Consider the following 16,138-nt stretch of genomic DNA (forward strand, 5'->3'; position numbering starts at 1 on the left):
TGTGGTGTTGCTTAAATAATCTCAAGCTCAGCACGTAGCGAACCAGCGGCTTTGATGGCCTGTAAGATGGCGACCAAGTCTTGTGGTGTAGCACCAACAGCATTGAGTCCGCGAACCACATCAGATAATGATGCGCCACCAGCTAACTGAATTACATTGCCTGGATCTTGGTTCAAGCTCACTTGAGATACCTTCGCCTCAACCGTATTGCCCGTATTCGAGAATGCGCTTGGTTGGCTGATTACTGGTGTTGTACTGATCACCACAGTCAAGTTACCGTGCGCTACTGCACAGTTCTCTAGCTCAACCGTTTGATTAAGCACAATCGAACCTGTTCTTGCGTTAAGAATGACCTTCGCCTCACCCTTGGCTGGAATGACGTCGATACTTTCTAAGGCAGCTAAGAATTGCACTCGATTACCGTTCTCGACAGTATTCGGATCAATCTGAATCACTCTAGAGTCTTGGGCAAAAGCAATGGGCTTGCCAAAACGCTTATTAATGGCCGCAGTCACAATGCTGGCGGTAGAAAAATCCGAGCTTCTTAACTCAAGACTGACCATTTCCATACCCAACAAATTACTCGGAATGGTTCTTTCAACGGTTGCTCCTGCTGAAATACGGCCGGCATTGAGTTGGTTAATCGTTGCAGAGCTGCCGTTAGCAGATGCGCTTGCGCCACCAATCACCACGTTGCCTTGAGACATCGCATAAACTTGTCCGTCAGCACCTTTTAAAGGGGTCAATAAGAGCGTGCCACCACGCAGTGTTTTGGCATTACCCATAGCGGAAACAGTCACGTCTAAGTTCTGACCAATTTGCGCAAATGGCGGCAAGTTGGCAGTCACAATGACTGCAGCAACGTTCTTCAACTGAATTTGTGAATAGGTACCTGGCGGCAGTGTGACACCTAAGGACTGCAACATATTCAAAGTAGTCTGAAGAGTAAATGGCGTTTGGGTAGTTTGGTCACCAGTACCATCTAAGCCCACTACTAAGCCATAACCAATTAATTGGTTACTACGAACGCCTTGAATATTAGCCAAATCTTTGATGCGCTCTGCTTGCGCTGCAGGAACAATCACCATGCTTGCCAAAACACCAGCGCAGACTACCAAGAATGCCGCTAGACTTTTTTGCCATTGCGGAGTTTTATCTGCTCTAAATAATGAAAAACGGTGGGTTCTGGTTGGCAATAACATAAGTAATTAGAAAGGCATCATAGTTTTGAAAAAACGGGTAATCGAACTTGCCATGTAAGAACTATCCATGGTGTTATTAGTACGATATTCGATACGGGCATCAGCTACAGTATTGGAATCTACTGTATTGTTAACAGTAATCATTTTTGGATTTACGGTTCCAGAAAAACGAATGAACTGGGCGCCTTCATCAAAGCCAATTTGCTTCTCGCCTGCTACGGTTAAGTAACCTGTTGGTGATACTTCAAGCACAGTCGCAGCAATACTTCCTGTAAAGGTGTTGTCTTGCTGGCCTCCACCTTTATTCTCATTGGAGAGATCGTTAGCCCAACTCCAAGTTGGGCTAATCGTATTGCCAAACTGATCTTTTGCAGTAGCAGTAGATGAAGAGGTTTTAGAAGATAAATTATTTAAAGTCGTTTTAGATGTGGTGCTTTCAGCAACAACCACAGTTACGATATCTCCTACAGCACGGGCACGATTACCCTCAAAGATGGGACGGTAGCTTGCAGTGCTATAGATTGTTCCAGGTGCATTCTGCGTATTGAATTGTCGTGCAGTACCTGGACCAGGGTTTTGGGTAATAGTAGAAGGCGTCACGGCACAAGCGCCTAAGATGGATAGTGCCGAGACAGCGCTAACAAGCTTGATAGCGGAGTTGCAAGAATTAAACATTAAACGCATTTGGATTAGCCGCCTAATTGAGCTAAGCGTTGCAACATCTGATCAGATGTCGTAATCGCTTTACTGTTGATTTCATAAGCGCGTTGGGTTTGGATCATATTGACCATCTCCTCAACCACATTCACGTTAGAGGTTTCAATAAAGCCTTGTACTAAGACGCCAGTACCGTTTGCACCAGGGTTTGATGGATTTGGCGTACCAGAAGCAGCAGTTTCGGCGTAGAGGTTCTCACCTTTAGCACTCAAGCCAGCTGGGTTAATAAAGGTTGCTAACTGAATTTGACCAACCTGGGTCTGTGCCACGGTATTTGGCAAGGTGACGGAAACGACACCATCGGCTGCAACCGTAACGGTTTGAGCATTTGCTGGAATCGTAATCGGTGGCTGAACGGTGTAACCACTAGAAGTCACTAACTGACCAGTGCTATTAATCTGAAAACTACCGTCGCGGGTATATTGGGTTGTGCCATCAGGCATCAAGACTTGGTAAAAGCCGCTACCGTTAATCGCGATATCGGTATTGTTGCTGGTTTGCTGTAGGTTGCCCTGAGTAAAGATGCGCTCAGTTGCAACAGGCTTTACACCAGTACCAATTTGCATACCAGAAGGGAGTTGGGTTTGTTGTGATGACTGCGCACCAGGCTGACGTAGAGTCTGATAGAGCAAATCCTCAAACACCGCACGTGATTTTTTAAAGCCAGAAGTACTCACGTTCGCCAAGTTATTGGAGATTACGTCCATTTGAGTTTGTTGTGCTTCTAGGCCAGTTTTTGAAATCCAGAGCGAGCGTATCATCTTATTTCCTTTAATTTAGGTGCATCTTGACACATAAAGTCTTAACTTAAATTGAAGAGCTGAGCGGCATGTTGGTCGCTATTCTCGGCATTCTTCATGAGCTGCATTTGAATATCAAAACTGCGGGCCAACGAAATCATATTGACCATGCTATGAATCACGCTCACGTTACTATCCTCCAAGGCGCCATTCACTACCTTAACGGTAGGATCTGCTACAAAACCAGCGCCACTGGCAGATTTAAATAGACCATCGTCACCGCGAACTAAGCTTTTTTCATCAGGATTAGAGAGCTTGATGACATCAATCGGAGTAGAAGGACCACCACTCACAGCAGGATCCACACTGGAGATCGTGCCATCGGCACCAATTGAGATATTGACGTTCGGAGGAATCGTAATCGGACCACCACCACCAAGAACGTTACGACCGCCTGCGGTTTGCAAAATACCATTCTCACTAATTTTGAATGAGCCATTACGGGTCAAACCTTCTGTACCATCTGGGCGTTGCACACTAAACCAACCCTTGCCTTCGATTGCCACATCCAGAGTACGCCCTGTTTGCTTAATAGCGCCAGGAGAAAAATCTGTGCCGCCTGAGGCATTGACTACAAAAGAGCGTGTATCCAAGCTGCCACCTTGAATTGGTACGGATAGAAAAGAATCAATCTGCGCCTTAAAGCCAGTAGTCGATACGTTAGCCAAATTATTGGAGTTCGTCGCCTGCTGGTCCAAGATATGTTGGGCTCCAGTCATTGCGGTATAAATTACACGATCCATGGTTTCTCCTTAGCTTTCTCTGGCATTCAAAGTATTAATAGCCGCCTTAGCCATTCATCCCGATGAGGGTTTGATAGATTTGGTTTTCAATTTTGACTACTTGAGCACTAGCTTGATAAGCCTGCTGGGCTGCCAACAATGCCACCATATCTTGCGTTTGATTCACGTTCGAGCCTTCTAATGCAGAACCCTGAATCTTGCTGCCGACCAGTTGTACGCTACCTAATAAAGGCACACCTGATTTAGAGGTTTCTACCCAGGTATCGTTACCCACTGCTTTTAAACCGGTATAGCTTGGGATGCTTGCCACACCAATTTGCGCGAGTTCACTAGTAAGGCCATCGCTATAAGTACCAATGATGGTGCCCGTTTCGTTAATCGCCATCGTATTTAAATGCGCAATAGCGGTACCGGGAGTTTTAGTCGCCACCATCGGAATAGAACCCGTTAAGAAACCAGATGCAGTCACATTAATCGCAGGCTGCTCACCAAATCCAGTAAAGGTAGCCTGTACCCAGCTGGTATTTGCTTGCTGAGCTGGTGTGATGTTTTGACCTAAGTACGTTGTTGGAATATTGGCTGGTATTGCAGCTAAGGTGTTGTAGTTGCTCAACACTCCGCCAAACATACCCGTCATGACTGGTGCTGTATTGGCAACGATTGGAGTATTTCCATTCGAAGCGCTGATAGACAGTTGTGTATTTAAGGTGTTATTGCTATTGGTAAACGCTAATGCGCCATTGCTTGCTTGCGCACTCCTTGTTTGTACACCAGCCAATGTACCATTGAGAACACCATTGGTGACAGTCACACTATTTTTGACAGTGCCATCAGCTAAACCAGTAAATGCTGCTGCCACATTCGCTGACGTTGCTCCAGAGGCACCAGCGGTAAAGGTCAGTCCAGCAACGGTAACGCTCTCGTTAGCAGCCAGATTATTAAAACTCACTGTATTGTTTGCAGGAGTAAATAATGGGTAATTGTTTGTACTTGAATTACTAAAGCGGGCTGCAATCGTTGCCGTTGTATCGCCTGCTTGCAGACCACTAAATAGAGAGGCTACTTGCGCCGCAGTTAATACTTTGCCATCGGTATTGGTATAGCTTAAGCCGCCAAAAGTAACAGTGCCATAAGGTGATAGCGGTGAATTAAAGCCAACCGCATCTACTTGATTAGTGTTAGCAGAACCAGGGCGAATATCATTTGGTGCTACTGGTAACTCAATAGGTGCACCTGCAATATCGAGTACCTGAAAGCCAGAACCATTGACCAAGAAACCTTCGACGTTCTGAGTGAATTGACCATTGCGGGTATAGACTGTTTGACCTAAAACCGGGTCTTGTAGTGCAAACATGCCTTGACCATTAATCGCCGCATTGAGTGCTACGGTTGTTGTATTGATCGGGCCTTGGGTAAACGATTGCATCACATTTGATGCCAGTACCCCACCCCCAGTTTGTACTGGTGATCCAGAATTAGCGGCATTGAGTTGTCGGGCCAGCACATTGGTAAAGTCAACATGTGAGGCTTTAAAGCCGACCGTTGCACTGTTGGCAATGTTATTACCCAACACGCTCAAATGTTCTGAGGCTGCATTTAAACCGCTCAATCCTTCGACAAATGACATATAGATCCTTTAGTGATTAACAGTGTTTTGGTAATTAGTGTTTAACTAACAAATTAGCGAATCTGCGCCACATTTGAAATATTGGTGGTCGTGTTGTTATCCAACATGATCTGTGCACTGGTGTTCGCCGTAGGATTGAGAATGCCAGTGACATTAGCCGTTGCTAAGCCAGTTGGATTGATATTCTTACCAGCAACGTTAGCTGCTAGTTGAAATCTATAAGGACCATCTGGTAACTGATTGCCATTGATATCTTTACCATCCCACGCTAAAGGCACGGTACCAGCAGGTTGTGGGCCCAATGTCATTACATCGACTGACTGACCTGCGCCGTTCAAAATATTAACCTTCAAGGAAGATGCGGGTGCATCTAACTGCACACCAAAAGTCGCCTGTCCTTTTGTAAGGTTTAATGTATTACCTGGAACCAACACACTTTTACCAACCAGACTTGAAGCTTGAAATGCCTGACTCGATTGCATTTGCGACAAGAGAGAGTTCATGGAGCTGTTGAGCTTATTAACGCCTTCTACTGTAGAGATCTGCGCCATCTGACTGGTCATCTCCGCACTCTTCATTGGATCAGTAGGATCTTGATATTTCATTTGCGCAACTAACAAGGTCATAAACTGATCCTGGATCTGCGCTGCAGAACTAGCAGATGCGTTCAAGGCTGCAGTAGCACTACCGCCGATGGATTTAGTGTTGATGCCATTACTTGCGCTATTACTTGCGCTATTGCTTGCACTGTTACTGACTGTATTGTTTTGAATCGCACTCATCTTTATTCCCTATTAGTTTTGACCAATGGTTAATGTTCTTTGCAACATTGTTTTTGCAGCATTCATGGTTTCAACGTTGTTTTGATAAGAGCGTGATGTCGAAATCATGTTCACCATCTCTTGAGTTGCATTGACGTTTGGCATCGCCACAAAGCCATCTTTATCTGCTAATGGATTTGCTGGATCGTGCACCATACGTGGTGGTAACTGATCTTCAATCACCTTATTGACTTTGACGCCTTGATGACCAGAGCTACCCACTGGTGTTGCTTCAAAAACAACTTGCTTGGCTTTGTAAGGTTGACCGTTTGAGCTAGTAGCACTATCTACGTTTGCTAAGTTACTGGCAACCGTATTTAAGCGCTGCGACTGTGCGCTCATCGCTGAACTAGAAATATTAAAAACGTTTTGTAAGGAGGCCATTTGAATTTACCGTTCTATCGAAAAGAATTAGGAAGTAGGACTGAGTGCTGCAGTCATGTCTTTAATCTGGGCATTGAGCATCGTGATATTGGCTTCGTAATGAATCGCGTTATCCACGAAGGCTGTTCTTTCCACCTCACCATCAACCGAGTTGCCGTCAACGCTGCCCTGAATCAAGGGGCGATAGAGTAAGTCAGCTTCATTAACGCCGCCAGTACCCCCGGGAATATGTTTGCCATGAGTAGTCGCGAGCGACATATTGCCGTTAGAGCTCACCGCAGCATTATTAGCAGCACTAGCCACATTGGCTTCTAGGGCTTTTTTGAGTGAGGCGGCAAAGTCGATATCCCGTGCTTTATAGTTCGGGGTATCCGCGTTGGCGATATTGGCCGCTAAAATTTCCTGGCGTTGAGCCCTCACCCGCAGGGCGGTTGCATTAAAATCAAAGAGCGCGTCTAATTTATCCATTTATTTCTCCAATTTCCCTAAAGAAATCCTCAAGTCAGCCGTAATAGGTAATGTAGCAGTGCAAATACCTATTAATGGCATTTTCACTAATGTAATTTGCCCACCCCTTCCTTGATTTGCCAATAAAAGGGGTAATAGTTCGGCTAATTGAGGCATTGACTGGCCCCCAAAATCCTAAAATCATGTTTTCGCCATCCTTTTGGACTGGAATTAAGCATGCATTCCTCATACGAAACGCCCTTAGAATTCAAGAAAAGTACTGAAAAGCCCCTTTTTGGGTCTTTTTTGCGTGGTTTTGAGACCTTGATCATTGGCATGATTGCCAGTGTGTTGATCTCCTTATTACTTTCTTTCGTGGTGCTCTACCCCAAAATCAGCTGGGCACAGGTACAAAATCAAGCACCAGCCCAAGGACAGAACCCAGGATCTAACTCAGCCACTAACGCTGGTAATCCACCTGCTTTCCAGAATCTGCGCATCATTAATCAAAAAGTGAAAGACTTTTTGACCACCCAAAGTGCCGGATCACCTGGCAAACCAGAAATTACCGTCACCCCCATGGAAGAAGGCACACAATTGACCTATTGCCCTTCTCCAGAAGCCTTTTTTCCCCCAAATAGCGCTGCTTGGGGCAGAACAACCGTGGGCGTGCGCTGTGGCCAACCGAAACCATGGACCGTGTATGTCCAAGCGAATGTGAGCATCATTGCTAACTATGTCGTCGCCGGAGCCCCGATCGGCCAGGGTCAAACCATCTCCGCCAATGAATTACAACTCCAAAAAGGCGATCTCACTACCCTGCCAACCGGCATTTTTACGGAATTTAACCGAGTGATCGGTCAAACCGCCAGAATGTCGCTAGTAGCAGGCACCGTCCTCAAAAAAGAAATGCTCAAAATGCCCCTGATTGTGCAAAAAGGGCAATCTGTGAGGGTTTCTAGTGGCGGCAAGGGATTCTCGATTAGCACCGACGGTCAGGCTCTAAATGAAGCCTCAGAAGGTGAACTAGTCAAAGTCAAGGTCAGTAATGGCAGTGTTGTGACCGGAATTGCCAAAGAAAATGGCATAGTTGAGGTAGGCGGCCAAAGCAAGTAGGCTAACCAATAATTTATATTCTTCTAACGCGCCAAGGAAAGCCGGATTTAGCTAAAGTTAGGCTAGATAAAGCCGTTAGAGAAGATGTAGAAGTAGTTCAGGTGATGTGGCAGTAAGCTGTATAGTATTTTGATAGTTTGACTCAAAAAAAACTGAGAAACGAGCAGTACCTAAATTAGGCTAAAGTGTTCCCATGAAAATTAATGATTCTTTGAAGACCGCGCTCAATACCGTAGTGGAAAAACCCGCTGCGAGTGAGAGCAACCCCACTTCAACGATTGGGCCTAGTGCTAATTCAGTAAAGCCACCTGCTGCTGATATCACTACACTTTCTAGTCAGTTGCAAGCATTACAAGCGGCTATTGCTAATAGCCCAGTATTTGATTCTAAAAAAGTAGACATGATCCGCAGTGAAATTGAAAGCGGTCAATTCACAGTTGATTCTGGCAAAGTTGCTGATGGCATGATTAACGATGCCGTTGCTCTGCTCAAAAAATAATTAGACGCGTTACGTAATTACGTAACAAACCTAACTACAGCAAGTAAAGCAACAACACACAAAACCTAGGCAAGATCAAAGATCATTATGAGCATTGCCAAAACTACCTTAGTTGATACTTTTACAAACTATGTAAAAGATTTTCAGACAAAAATTAATTCGATTAATACGCAGTTAAAGAATGGCAAAGCCACGCTAACAACTGCGCAGCAAGACGAAGTTACCAAACTTTCTACGGCAGCAAAAAGTTACGCAACACCGCAAGATAGTATTGCGAATGCGCAGAAGACGATTGGGGTTGCGCAAACTGCAATTACTTCCATCTTAAAACTGATGCCGCAGATGCAACAGCTGGCAGCTCAAGCTAACAACCCCACCCTGGGTTTTTCTGACAGTATTAACCTCAACTTTAGATTTCAACAACTCGTCACTGAGATTGGTAAGCTAGCTACTAAAGCAGGCTTAAATGGCACTAACCTACTCTCCGGTACAGCTGGCATGAATGTCATCATCGGCACCGATAAAACACCTGCCTCAAGATCATTCATTAATAGTGTGAATATCTACGGCATGATGACTACAGGTCTCATGAGTAATATCAAGCTTGATACTCCAGAAAATTCCCAAGCAGCAATGAATGCTCTCAATAGCGCGCTTGCCCAGATCAACAATGGTCAAGCCTTGCTCAAGATGACGTCAACAAGACTCACAGCCCAGGCCGATAAACTTACAGGTCAAGCAAAGACTGCACAAGATTCGGTCAACGCAATCCAAAACATTGACCCAGTAAAACTTAAGGCGCAGTTAGCTCAATTGCAAAGCCAACAAAATGTTGACTACCAATTGATTAGTCAGCTGGACCCAAATGCCTATAAGGCTCTGATTGTTGCTAATGCCAAGGCAAACGCAAGCATTTAAGCCCACCAGCTTATGATGGTTAGTTGCCAATATCGATGTGGCAACACAGAATTAAATCCAAAAAAATACTTAAGTTTTACCAACCCACTCCGTTAAAGAATATATAGAACGAAGGCTTCTTCGGAAGTTTTCAAATAGCTAATGTCATAGTTAGCGCCAAGCTCTGTTGATGTGGTCTACGCACTGCGCACTGATGCTTTTCGTAAGTTGGTTTGTTGTTATGCATTTCGTGTAACCAGGCCGTTTATCGCAATCCATTGTGGATGCATAAATTTATACTAAAGGAAAAGAATCATGCCAATGCCATTATCAGGTTTAGCACAGACCCTATCAAATTCTGTTACACGCGTTCAAGCTGAAATTGTTGATACACAAAACCAACTATCAGCTGGTGTTAAGACACTGAATCCAGGTCAAGCTGGAGTAGTTACTCGTTTATCCGCACAAGCTACTGGATACGATCAGACCCTAACTAATATTGGAACTGCACAAAGTGTCATTGCAGTTGCCCAATCATCACTTACTTCAATTGCATCAATTCTCACCCAGATGCAGGCATTAGCTAACCAAGCATCTAGCGCAAGCCTATCATCGAAGGATAGAGATAGCTTAAATGCCACCTTTACAAACCTAGCTTCTCAAGTCACATCGCTAGGCACAAGCTCTTCTGTTAACGGCAGTAATCTTTTAAGCGGCACATCAGGAATTACTGTAACTACTGGTATCGCAGGTAATGCAGGATCCTCTACGTCAGTTACAGGTGTGGACATCCCAACATTGGCAACTACAGTAGGTAACTTGCTAATTAATAGCTCGTTTACAACTCCAACTGATACAAAAGCCTTAAATACACCACAAGTTGATACAGTCTCCTCAACAACCGGCGCAACTACTATGGCCTCCAACCAAACCTTAGTTGTTGGTGGGTTAACTTTTACAGCAAATGCTGCGACTGTTACTCAAACTCAAGCGTTTGCGGCTATTGCAGCGTATATCAATGGCACCGCTGCAACATCTTCTTACGGCACCTTTTCAGGCAGTTCACAAGCTGCAATGCAGGCTATTTATAAATCTGCAACTGCTGGTACTCAGAGTATTGCTCTGACCTGGGCCAGCCCAGGAGCGCAAACAGCAACAACAGCTTCGTCAAGCGGTACATTTACCGGCTTGACTGCAACAGCTGCGATTACTGCGGCCGTTAATCAAACTGATACTATTGCTCTAGGATCAGGCAGCATTGCAGCTAATACAAGCTTTTCTATTGGTGGAATTACATACACTACCGGCTCTTCTGCAGTTGCTACCTCTACGGTTGCAACAGATTTTGCAGCCTACATTACCTCCAATACTCCCGCAACAAATGGTGCTTCTTTTAGCGGCGCAAGAACTTTACTTTCAAACTCCTGGACTGCAGCCCCAAGCGGTACTTCAATTGTATTAACATCCACCGCTGTTGGAACTGTATCTGGACCTGCGATCGTTGATGCTGGAACGATCAATGCTGCTGCTGCAGTGGCATCCTTGACAACCCAATTGCAGACAGTATCTACAGGTCAGTCGACCTTAGCTGCATCTGCAACTGGTTTGACTGCACAAGCGTCTGCTAATACTGCCCTGAAAACAGGCTTGACCAACACAGTAAATTCAATCCAAAACATTGATGCTACTGCGATGCAAGCTAAGTTACAGCAATTGAACAATCAACAATCAATCGATTATTATTTGGTTAGCCAAATGAATACCGAAGCAGCAGCGATTTTGTCGATATTCCGTTGATTTAACTAGTGTTTTAGCTGTTTAAGCTTAGAAAAGCCGGGTAATTCCCGGCTTTTTTAATGGATTCAAAGGGTTGATAAACCCTTATAGTTTCCCTAATTATTGATTTTTGTCGTGTATAGGGCCAGGTTTTTCAAGAATTTATACCTGGATTTTACATAAAAAGATTAGATATTTAAGGAAAAAATATCATGAGCAATACTATTACTTCGCTAGCTTCAACACTGACTCAGTCTGTAAATGAGGTCCAGAAAGGCATTGTTGAAACCCAAACCCAACTTGCCTCTGGTAAGGCGACGCTAAATGCCGCTGAAACTGGGGTTGTCAGTCGAATGACTGCTCAAGTAGCGGGTTATGGCTCGGTTACCAAAAACTTAACTGATGCGGGTAGCGCGATTGATGTAGCGCAGTCTGCCTTAACGTCAATCTCTACGATCATGAGCCAGCTTAAAGGCTTGGCTACCCAAGCTTCTAGCGCGGGATTTGCCTCAACCGATCGCGATAGCTTAAATCTCACTTTCCAGAATTTAACAAACCAAATACAACAGTTGGTTACTAGTGCCAGCGTGAATGGCGCCAATCTACTCAATACAGATTTTGGTCTACAAGTGACTACTGGTATTGATGGCACCCCAGATTCTCAAACTCAAGTTAATGCAACCAATGTGGGCGATTTGGTTTCGGCTCTAAAGAAGTTATTGATTACTGGTATGCAAATTACCGACCAGACCTTTGCAGCGACTAATTTGACCACACCAGTGAGCACGATTGTTGGATCAGCAATTGGCACATCAACCGGGGCAGTAACTGGAACTACCACAGCACCAATAGTAACCTTCCCAGCAGCCGGCCTTAAAGCGGGCGATTCTTATTCAATGACAGTCAATGGAACACCACAGACAACTATCACCCTTGCTGTTACTAGCGATATGACTGCCGCCCAGTTGGCTACTGCTTTTGCAGACTATATTACATCTGCTTCTTCAACAACTTTTGGCAATTTTTCCATCACTGGTACTCGCACTGGTCTAGCTGGAACAGCCTCTGGCAGCGCTCTTAACATCACAGCAGCTGGAGCAACATCAACGACTGCCACATTTACCAATCCGGCTAGTAGTCAAACTCAAACAATTACCCTTCCAACTACTAGTATGGCTCAGGGCAACTCTCTAACAATTGGTAATTTAACCTTTACTGCAGGTCCAGGACCAGGCACTACTGCTGCTGGTATATCACCATCGGCAGTTAGCAAGGCATTTGCTAATTACATTAATAATGGCGTTCAACCTGATCCAAGCATTGGAACATTTACCACTACAACAACTGCAGTTACACAAGTTCAAACGATTACATTCCGTGATTTAGCAAGCGGCGATAGCTTCTCCGCAGGCGGCTTAACATTTCTCGCAGGAAGTGGTGGAGTGACTGCAGCTCAACTTTCAACAGCATTTTTGGCCAAAATTGGTAACTCCGCATCGCTGAGTCAATATGGTACTTGGAGTGGCTCCAAAGTAGGCGGCCTTGGCACAGCAGTTAGCGCTGGGGGCTCCACAACATCAATTGCCTGGAGCTATAGTGCGGCCGGTGGTCAGTTAACCAATCTTTTGGCAACGGGTCAATCAGGCGCTGCTTCATATACCCTTTCGGGCCAGAGTCCTGTAGCTGTAGCTTCAACCATTACAAAAATTGGCATGAATGCCAATACTGGTACGAAGATTACCGGTGGCTCCGCCTACGGCGTCAGTGCAACCGTTACTTCTAGCAACACATTTAGTCTGACAACAATAGATCCATTAACAACGGGTAGTGCTCCTGGTGGAATTGCTTTGCTGTCTCAAAACAGCAATACAACAATCAGAAATGCTCTGACTTTTACTAATACTAATTTATTAACTGGTGTTGCTAATTTGTTTCCGGGCGACAGCATCACCATTAATGGCCTCACTTTTACAGCATCGCAAAATGCAACGCCTCAACAAGTATTGGATGCCTTCAAGAATGTCATTAATAATGGTGATACAGGCAATCTATATGGAACCTTTGCCAATACCGATGTTGGTGGTGGCTCTTTAACTAGTAAGGTTTCTGAATTCACCAATTACTTCACTGCTATTGATTTGGGTAATAACGTTTTAGCAATTGATAATAAGCCTGGCAATACCTCAACAGTTCCGCCTGAAATCAAGTGGAATACCCAAAATGCTGCCATTGCTAATGCCAATAAAGCAACACAAGTGATTACCGGTCAAATTGATACCGTTTCTACTGCACAAGCATCTCTTGCTGCAGCAACAGCTGGTATTCAAGCTCAATTGAAAAATGCAACCAATATCAAGAATGGTATGCAAAAGACAATCGATGCAATTGCCAATATTGATCCGACTGCTTTGCAGGCTAATCTACAACAATTGAATACTCAGCAAAGCGTTGACTACTATTTGGTGAGTCAAATGAACACCGCAGCGGCTGCAATTTTGTCAATATTCCGTTAATTTGAACCCTGATACCCTTTGATTTGCGCTAATGATCATTTCACCATTAGTTCATACAAATCAAAGGGGTTTCAGATAGAATGCTTTTAACTAAGAACACAAAATAACGGATAACGAGAGACCATCATGTTTAATAGCAAAAACGCCATTAATGCTTATGTGTCAGTTGATAACAATCTGACTGGTGCTAGCTTTGAAAAACGCTGGTTTGAATCTGTCATCAGCATGGTCAAACGTATCATGGCTGGTGAATTCGATCCCGTAACTAATCACAAAAGATTATTAGAAATCGCTGAGGGTTTACAGTGGGTGCAAGAGAACCTCAATGAGAAATTACATTCTCAACACCGCACCATGCTCAAGACAATCTACAGCACTAACATTCAGATTCTCAATGGCGCCATTCAGTCACAGAATTTTGAGTATCTTCCCCTGGTCATTGCATCAATGGAAGTTATCTTAGGCCCTTACAACAAGGGAACGGCTGGAACCATAGCAGCACCAGCTGAGGCTGCAGAACCAATGAAGCACACTGCTTAATTCTGTAATTCTCCATTCGATTGATATTCAATACACCTAAGCAGTAGCTTAGGTGTATTGCTTTGTGCTATGCATTAATTACCTTGCTCAGTTGTATTGAGTAGACTGCTTTAATAGCGGTACCAGATCATGGCGGATTTTATCTAGAGGCGCATCCCAAACGCCCTGCTGCTCTTGTCGGTAAAGCCTTAAGCTGGGATACCATGGGCTTAAAGTCACACCAGATAGCCAACGCCAATGAGGTGCTTTGGGTAATAAGACCCAACAAGGGATATTCATAGCACCTGCCAAGTGAGCTGCTTCATTATCTACTGAGATGATGATGTCACATGCGCTGACTAGTGCTGCTAAGTCATCAAATCCCAATGAACTATTGAGCTGCTCATATCCATAAACCTGAATCATCAGTTTGGACTGAAGATCTGCAAGCTCTTGATTGCTAATACCCTGTTGTAAATTCACAAATTTAATTCCAGGCATGTTTAAAGAAGAGACTAATTGAGTAAGCTCTATGTTGTTTGTTTTGTTGGAATTGCTTGATTTATTAGCTGAGTGATCTTCTTCTTTCCAAGCAATACCAATGAGTAACTCATCTTGCTTGGCTAGCGTTTCTTTAATGAGGTTTCTTTGCTCAAATTTTGGCTTGAGATACTGAAGTTTGACATTCAGAAAATCATCGATTTGATTTCTAAAGAGCCCAGGTAGATCCCCTAAGGCAATATGAGCATCGTAGAGTGATTCATCTACGATTTCTATTGCCGAATAAAAGGTAATTTCTGGCATCGAGCGTTCAAAAATCGGTATTAAACGCGGGTCAATCTGTACCAATAGATTTGGCACTAATCGCTGCATCTCTAAGAGTAAGCTGCCAAAGAGGATATGCTCGCTTGCGCCCTGCTCCGCCCAAACTAATAGTCTTTTGGCTGCGCTGCCATTTTGCCACTTTGGCTTGCTGGTTTTTAAGGGCTGGGATGTTAGGCCAAGGCCTTTCCAGCGCCAGTGATACATACCCCAACCCGATTGCAAATTACCATTGAGTAAGTACAGCTTTGCCAGGTTATCGTGTGCCGCTCCTAACTGAGGGTCTAGAGCAATCGCCTTTTCTTGGCTCTCAATCGCAGGATAAATCAGGTTTAAGTCTTGATACGCCAGCCCTAGGTTGACGTAGAAAGTAGCGTCTTCTGGGTCTAGCTCAATCGCTGTTTGATATTCGAGTAAAGCTTGATCATGCTGCCCTAGTTCTTTAAAGAGATTGCCTCGGTTGGAATAGAGCTTAGCCATGGTTGGCGCAATACTAATAGCGGCATTAATCGAGACCAAAGCATCCTCTTGGCGCTGGAGATTACGTAACGCCTCTGCAGCATTCGCGTATGTCGTCCAATTTCCAGCTTCAAGTGCGATGGAATGACGGCAACACTCTAAGGCTAAGGCATGCTGCCCCAGCTTCATCAGCGCATGAGCTGCATTATTAAAGCACTCTGGCATGGTTGAATTGATCTCAAGTGCTTTGGAGAGTAATTGCACTGCTCTAGAAGGATCTTCATCGGTAACTGCCACTCCGAGCATATGCAGAGCATCAAAATGATGAGGATCATTTTGAAGAATATCTTCGTAAAGTAATTTTGCTCTCTCTATTTCACCTTGCTGGTGAAATATGAAGGCTTTTTCGAAGGATGTACTCATGTGCTTTATTGAATCACTCAGTAGCTAGTTTAATAAACCGCTTCATGATCACCAACATTGATCAAAACAATCTCATGTTCAGTAATAATCATTTCAATAGTGACTCGGTATTTCAGATTGATCGAAATGCTTTGTAAGCCATCAAGCCTTCCAGACAAACTATGAAGACGCAGAGAAGGATGATGGGGATTGGGCTCTAACAGTTCTAATGCTTTGGCATACTGTGTTTCCACATCAGGATGACGCTTTAGAAACTTCGCAGCACGCCGGTTGTATTGCTCAGTAAAGATTAACTGCCAACTCATTAGGCTGACTTGTTGATTTGCTTAAGACGTTTAATATGCTGAGCCACGGTTTCTTTAACAAAGCGTCC

At 44.3% G+C, this 16,138-nt stretch carries 16 protein-coding genes; 6 read left to right on the forward strand and 10 right to left on the reverse strand.

What is annotated here, in order from left to right:
- Nucleotides 1-11 precede the first annotated feature (11 nt).
- The 8 genes from CBI31_RS08655 to flgB form a co-directional block, all read right to left on the reverse strand.
- Nucleotides 12-1,088, reverse strand: a complete 1,077-nt coding sequence (locus CBI31_RS08655; protein ID WP_240553885.1) for a flagellar basal body P-ring protein FlgI — start codon at nucleotides 1,086-1,088, stop codon at nucleotides 12-14.
- 120 nt (nucleotides 1,089-1,208) lie between these two features.
- The gene (locus CBI31_RS08660; protein ID WP_161491196.1) at nucleotides 1,209-1,877 is read right to left on the reverse strand and encodes a flagellar basal body L-ring protein FlgH; all 669 of its coding nucleotides are present in this window, start codon (nucleotides 1,875-1,877) and stop codon (nucleotides 1,209-1,211) included.
- A gap of 14 nt (nucleotides 1,878-1,891) precedes the next feature.
- A complete protein-coding gene (gene flgG, locus CBI31_RS08665; protein WP_088526011.1) occupies nucleotides 1,892-2,680 on the reverse strand; it encodes a flagellar basal-body rod protein FlgG in 789 nt (262 codons plus the stop codon).
- A gap of 41 nt (nucleotides 2,681-2,721) precedes the next feature.
- A complete protein-coding gene (gene flgF, locus CBI31_RS08670; protein ID WP_088526012.1) occupies nucleotides 2,722-3,462 on the reverse strand; it encodes a flagellar basal-body rod protein FlgF in 741 nt (246 codons plus the stop codon).
- 46 nt (nucleotides 3,463-3,508) lie between these two features.
- Complete coding sequence (locus tag CBI31_RS08675) at nucleotides 3,509-5,089, reverse strand: flagellar hook-basal body complex protein (RefSeq protein ID WP_088526013.1); 1,581 nt, start codon at nucleotides 5,087-5,089, stop codon at nucleotides 3,509-3,511.
- 53 nt (nucleotides 5,090-5,142) lie between these two features.
- Nucleotides 5,143-5,871 carry a flagellar hook assembly protein FlgD gene (locus CBI31_RS08680; protein WP_088526014.1) on the reverse strand — a complete coding sequence of 243 codons (729 nt, stop codon included), beginning with the start codon at nucleotides 5,869-5,871 and terminating at the stop codon, nucleotides 5,143-5,145.
- A gap of 12 nt (nucleotides 5,872-5,883) precedes the next feature.
- The gene (gene flgC, locus CBI31_RS08685) at nucleotides 5,884-6,294 is read right to left on the reverse strand and encodes a flagellar basal body rod protein FlgC (RefSeq protein ID WP_088526015.1); all 411 of its coding nucleotides are present in this window, start codon (nucleotides 6,292-6,294) and stop codon (nucleotides 5,884-5,886) included.
- A gap of 27 nt (nucleotides 6,295-6,321) precedes the next feature.
- Nucleotides 6,322-6,762, reverse strand: coding sequence for a flagellar basal body rod protein FlgB (gene flgB / locus CBI31_RS08690; RefSeq protein WP_088526016.1), 441 nt, complete (start codon nucleotides 6,760-6,762; stop codon nucleotides 6,322-6,324).
- Nucleotides 6,763-6,978: 216 nt separating this feature from the next.
- On the opposite strand from flgB, the gene flgA reads away from it, so the two are divergent.
- From flgA to CBI31_RS08720, 6 genes are all read left to right on the forward strand, one after another.
- On the forward strand, nucleotides 6,979-7,857 hold the full coding sequence (gene flgA / locus CBI31_RS08695; protein ID WP_088526017.1) for a flagellar basal body P-ring formation chaperone FlgA: 879 nt from the start codon (nucleotides 6,979-6,981) through the stop codon (nucleotides 7,855-7,857).
- Between the two features lie 193 nt (nucleotides 7,858-8,050).
- A complete protein-coding gene (flgM, locus tag CBI31_RS08700; RefSeq protein ID WP_088526018.1) occupies nucleotides 8,051-8,356 on the forward strand; it encodes a flagellar biosynthesis anti-sigma factor FlgM in 306 nt (101 codons plus the stop codon).
- An 87-nt stretch (nucleotides 8,357-8,443) separates the two neighbouring features.
- Nucleotides 8,444-9,274 (forward strand): flagellin N-terminal helical domain-containing protein, encoded by an 831-nt coding sequence (locus tag CBI31_RS08705; protein WP_088526019.1) that lies wholly within the window; start codon nucleotides 8,444-8,446, stop codon nucleotides 9,272-9,274.
- Between the two features lie 294 nt (nucleotides 9,275-9,568).
- The gene (locus CBI31_RS08710) at nucleotides 9,569-11,050 is read left to right on the forward strand and encodes a flagellin N-terminal helical domain-containing protein (RefSeq protein WP_088526020.1); all 1,482 of its coding nucleotides are present in this window, start codon (nucleotides 9,569-9,571) and stop codon (nucleotides 11,048-11,050) included.
- Nucleotides 11,051-11,241: 191 nt separating this feature from the next.
- On the forward strand, nucleotides 11,242-13,542 hold the full coding sequence (locus CBI31_RS08715) for a flagellin (RefSeq protein ID WP_088526021.1): 2,301 nt from the start codon (nucleotides 11,242-11,244) through the stop codon (nucleotides 13,540-13,542).
- A gap of 126 nt (nucleotides 13,543-13,668) precedes the next feature.
- A complete protein-coding gene (locus CBI31_RS08720; protein WP_088526022.1) occupies nucleotides 13,669-14,082 on the forward strand; it encodes a hypothetical protein in 414 nt (137 codons plus the stop codon).
- 87 nt (nucleotides 14,083-14,169) lie between these two features.
- Here the strand turns inward: CBI31_RS08720 and CBI31_RS08725 are convergent, their stop codons facing one another.
- Together CBI31_RS08725 and CBI31_RS08730 are read right to left on the reverse strand one after the other, a co-directional pair.
- A complete protein-coding gene (locus CBI31_RS08725) occupies nucleotides 14,170-15,765 on the reverse strand; it encodes a tetratricopeptide repeat protein (RefSeq protein ID WP_088526023.1) in 1,596 nt (531 codons plus the stop codon).
- 29 nt (nucleotides 15,766-15,794) lie between these two features.
- A complete protein-coding gene (locus CBI31_RS08730; protein ID WP_088526024.1) occupies nucleotides 15,795-16,070 on the reverse strand; it encodes a type II toxin-antitoxin system RelE/ParE family toxin in 276 nt (91 codons plus the stop codon).
- Nucleotides 16,071-16,138: the final 68 nt, after the last annotated feature.

It is taken from the genome of Polynucleobacter campilacus (assembly GCF_002206625.1).
In the GTDB taxonomy this organism is placed as follows: domain Bacteria; phylum Pseudomonadota; class Gammaproteobacteria; order Burkholderiales; family Burkholderiaceae; genus Polynucleobacter; species Polynucleobacter campilacus.

Bases quoted from the DNA above. Each gene is read 5' to 3' on its own strand.
- CBI31_RS08715 (WP_088526021.1), top strand. From the start codon at position 11,242: ATGAGCAATACTATTACTTCGCTAGCTTCAACACTGACTCAGTCTGTA.
- CBI31_RS08730 (WP_088526024.1), bottom strand. From the start codon at position 16,070: ATGAGTTGGCAGTTAATCTTTACTGAGCAATACAACCGGCGTGCTGCG.
- flgM (WP_088526018.1), top strand. From the start codon at position 8,051: ATGAAAATTAATGATTCTTTGAAGACCGCGCTCAATACCGTAGTGGAA.
- flgG (WP_088526011.1), bottom strand. From the start codon at position 2,680: ATGATACGCTCGCTCTGGATTTCAAAAACTGGCCTAGAAGCACAACAA.
- CBI31_RS08675 (WP_088526013.1), bottom strand. From the start codon at position 5,089: ATGTCATTTGTCGAAGGATTGAGCGGTTTAAATGCAGCCTCAGAACAT.
- CBI31_RS08660 (WP_161491196.1), bottom strand. From the start codon at position 1,877: ATGTTTAATTCTTGCAACTCCGCTATCAAGCTTGTTAGCGCTGTCTCG.
- CBI31_RS08725 (WP_088526023.1), bottom strand. From the start codon at position 15,765: ATGAGTACATCCTTCGAAAAAGCCTTCATATTTCACCAGCAAGGTGAA.
- CBI31_RS08680 (WP_088526014.1), bottom strand. From the start codon at position 5,871: ATGAGTGCGATTCAAAACAATACAGTCAGTAACAGTGCAAGCAATAGC.
- flgB (WP_088526016.1), bottom strand. From the start codon at position 6,762: ATGGATAAATTAGACGCGCTCTTTGATTTTAATGCAACCGCCCTGCGG.
- CBI31_RS08655 (WP_240553885.1), bottom strand. From the start codon at position 1,088: ATGGTGATTGTTCCTGCAGCGCAAGCAGAGCGCATCAAAGATTTGGCT.
- flgF (WP_088526012.1), bottom strand. From the start codon at position 3,462: ATGGATCGTGTAATTTATACCGCAATGACTGGAGCCCAACATATCTTG.
- CBI31_RS08705 (WP_088526019.1), top strand. From the start codon at position 8,444: ATGAGCATTGCCAAAACTACCTTAGTTGATACTTTTACAAACTATGTA.
- CBI31_RS08710 (WP_088526020.1), top strand. From the start codon at position 9,569: ATGCCAATGCCATTATCAGGTTTAGCACAGACCCTATCAAATTCTGTT.
- flgC (WP_088526015.1), bottom strand. From the start codon at position 6,294: ATGGCCTCCTTACAAAACGTTTTTAATATTTCTAGTTCAGCGATGAGC.
- CBI31_RS08720 (WP_088526022.1), top strand. From the start codon at position 13,669: ATGTTTAATAGCAAAAACGCCATTAATGCTTATGTGTCAGTTGATAAC.
- flgA (WP_088526017.1), top strand. From the start codon at position 6,979: ATGCATTCCTCATACGAAACGCCCTTAGAATTCAAGAAAAGTACTGAA.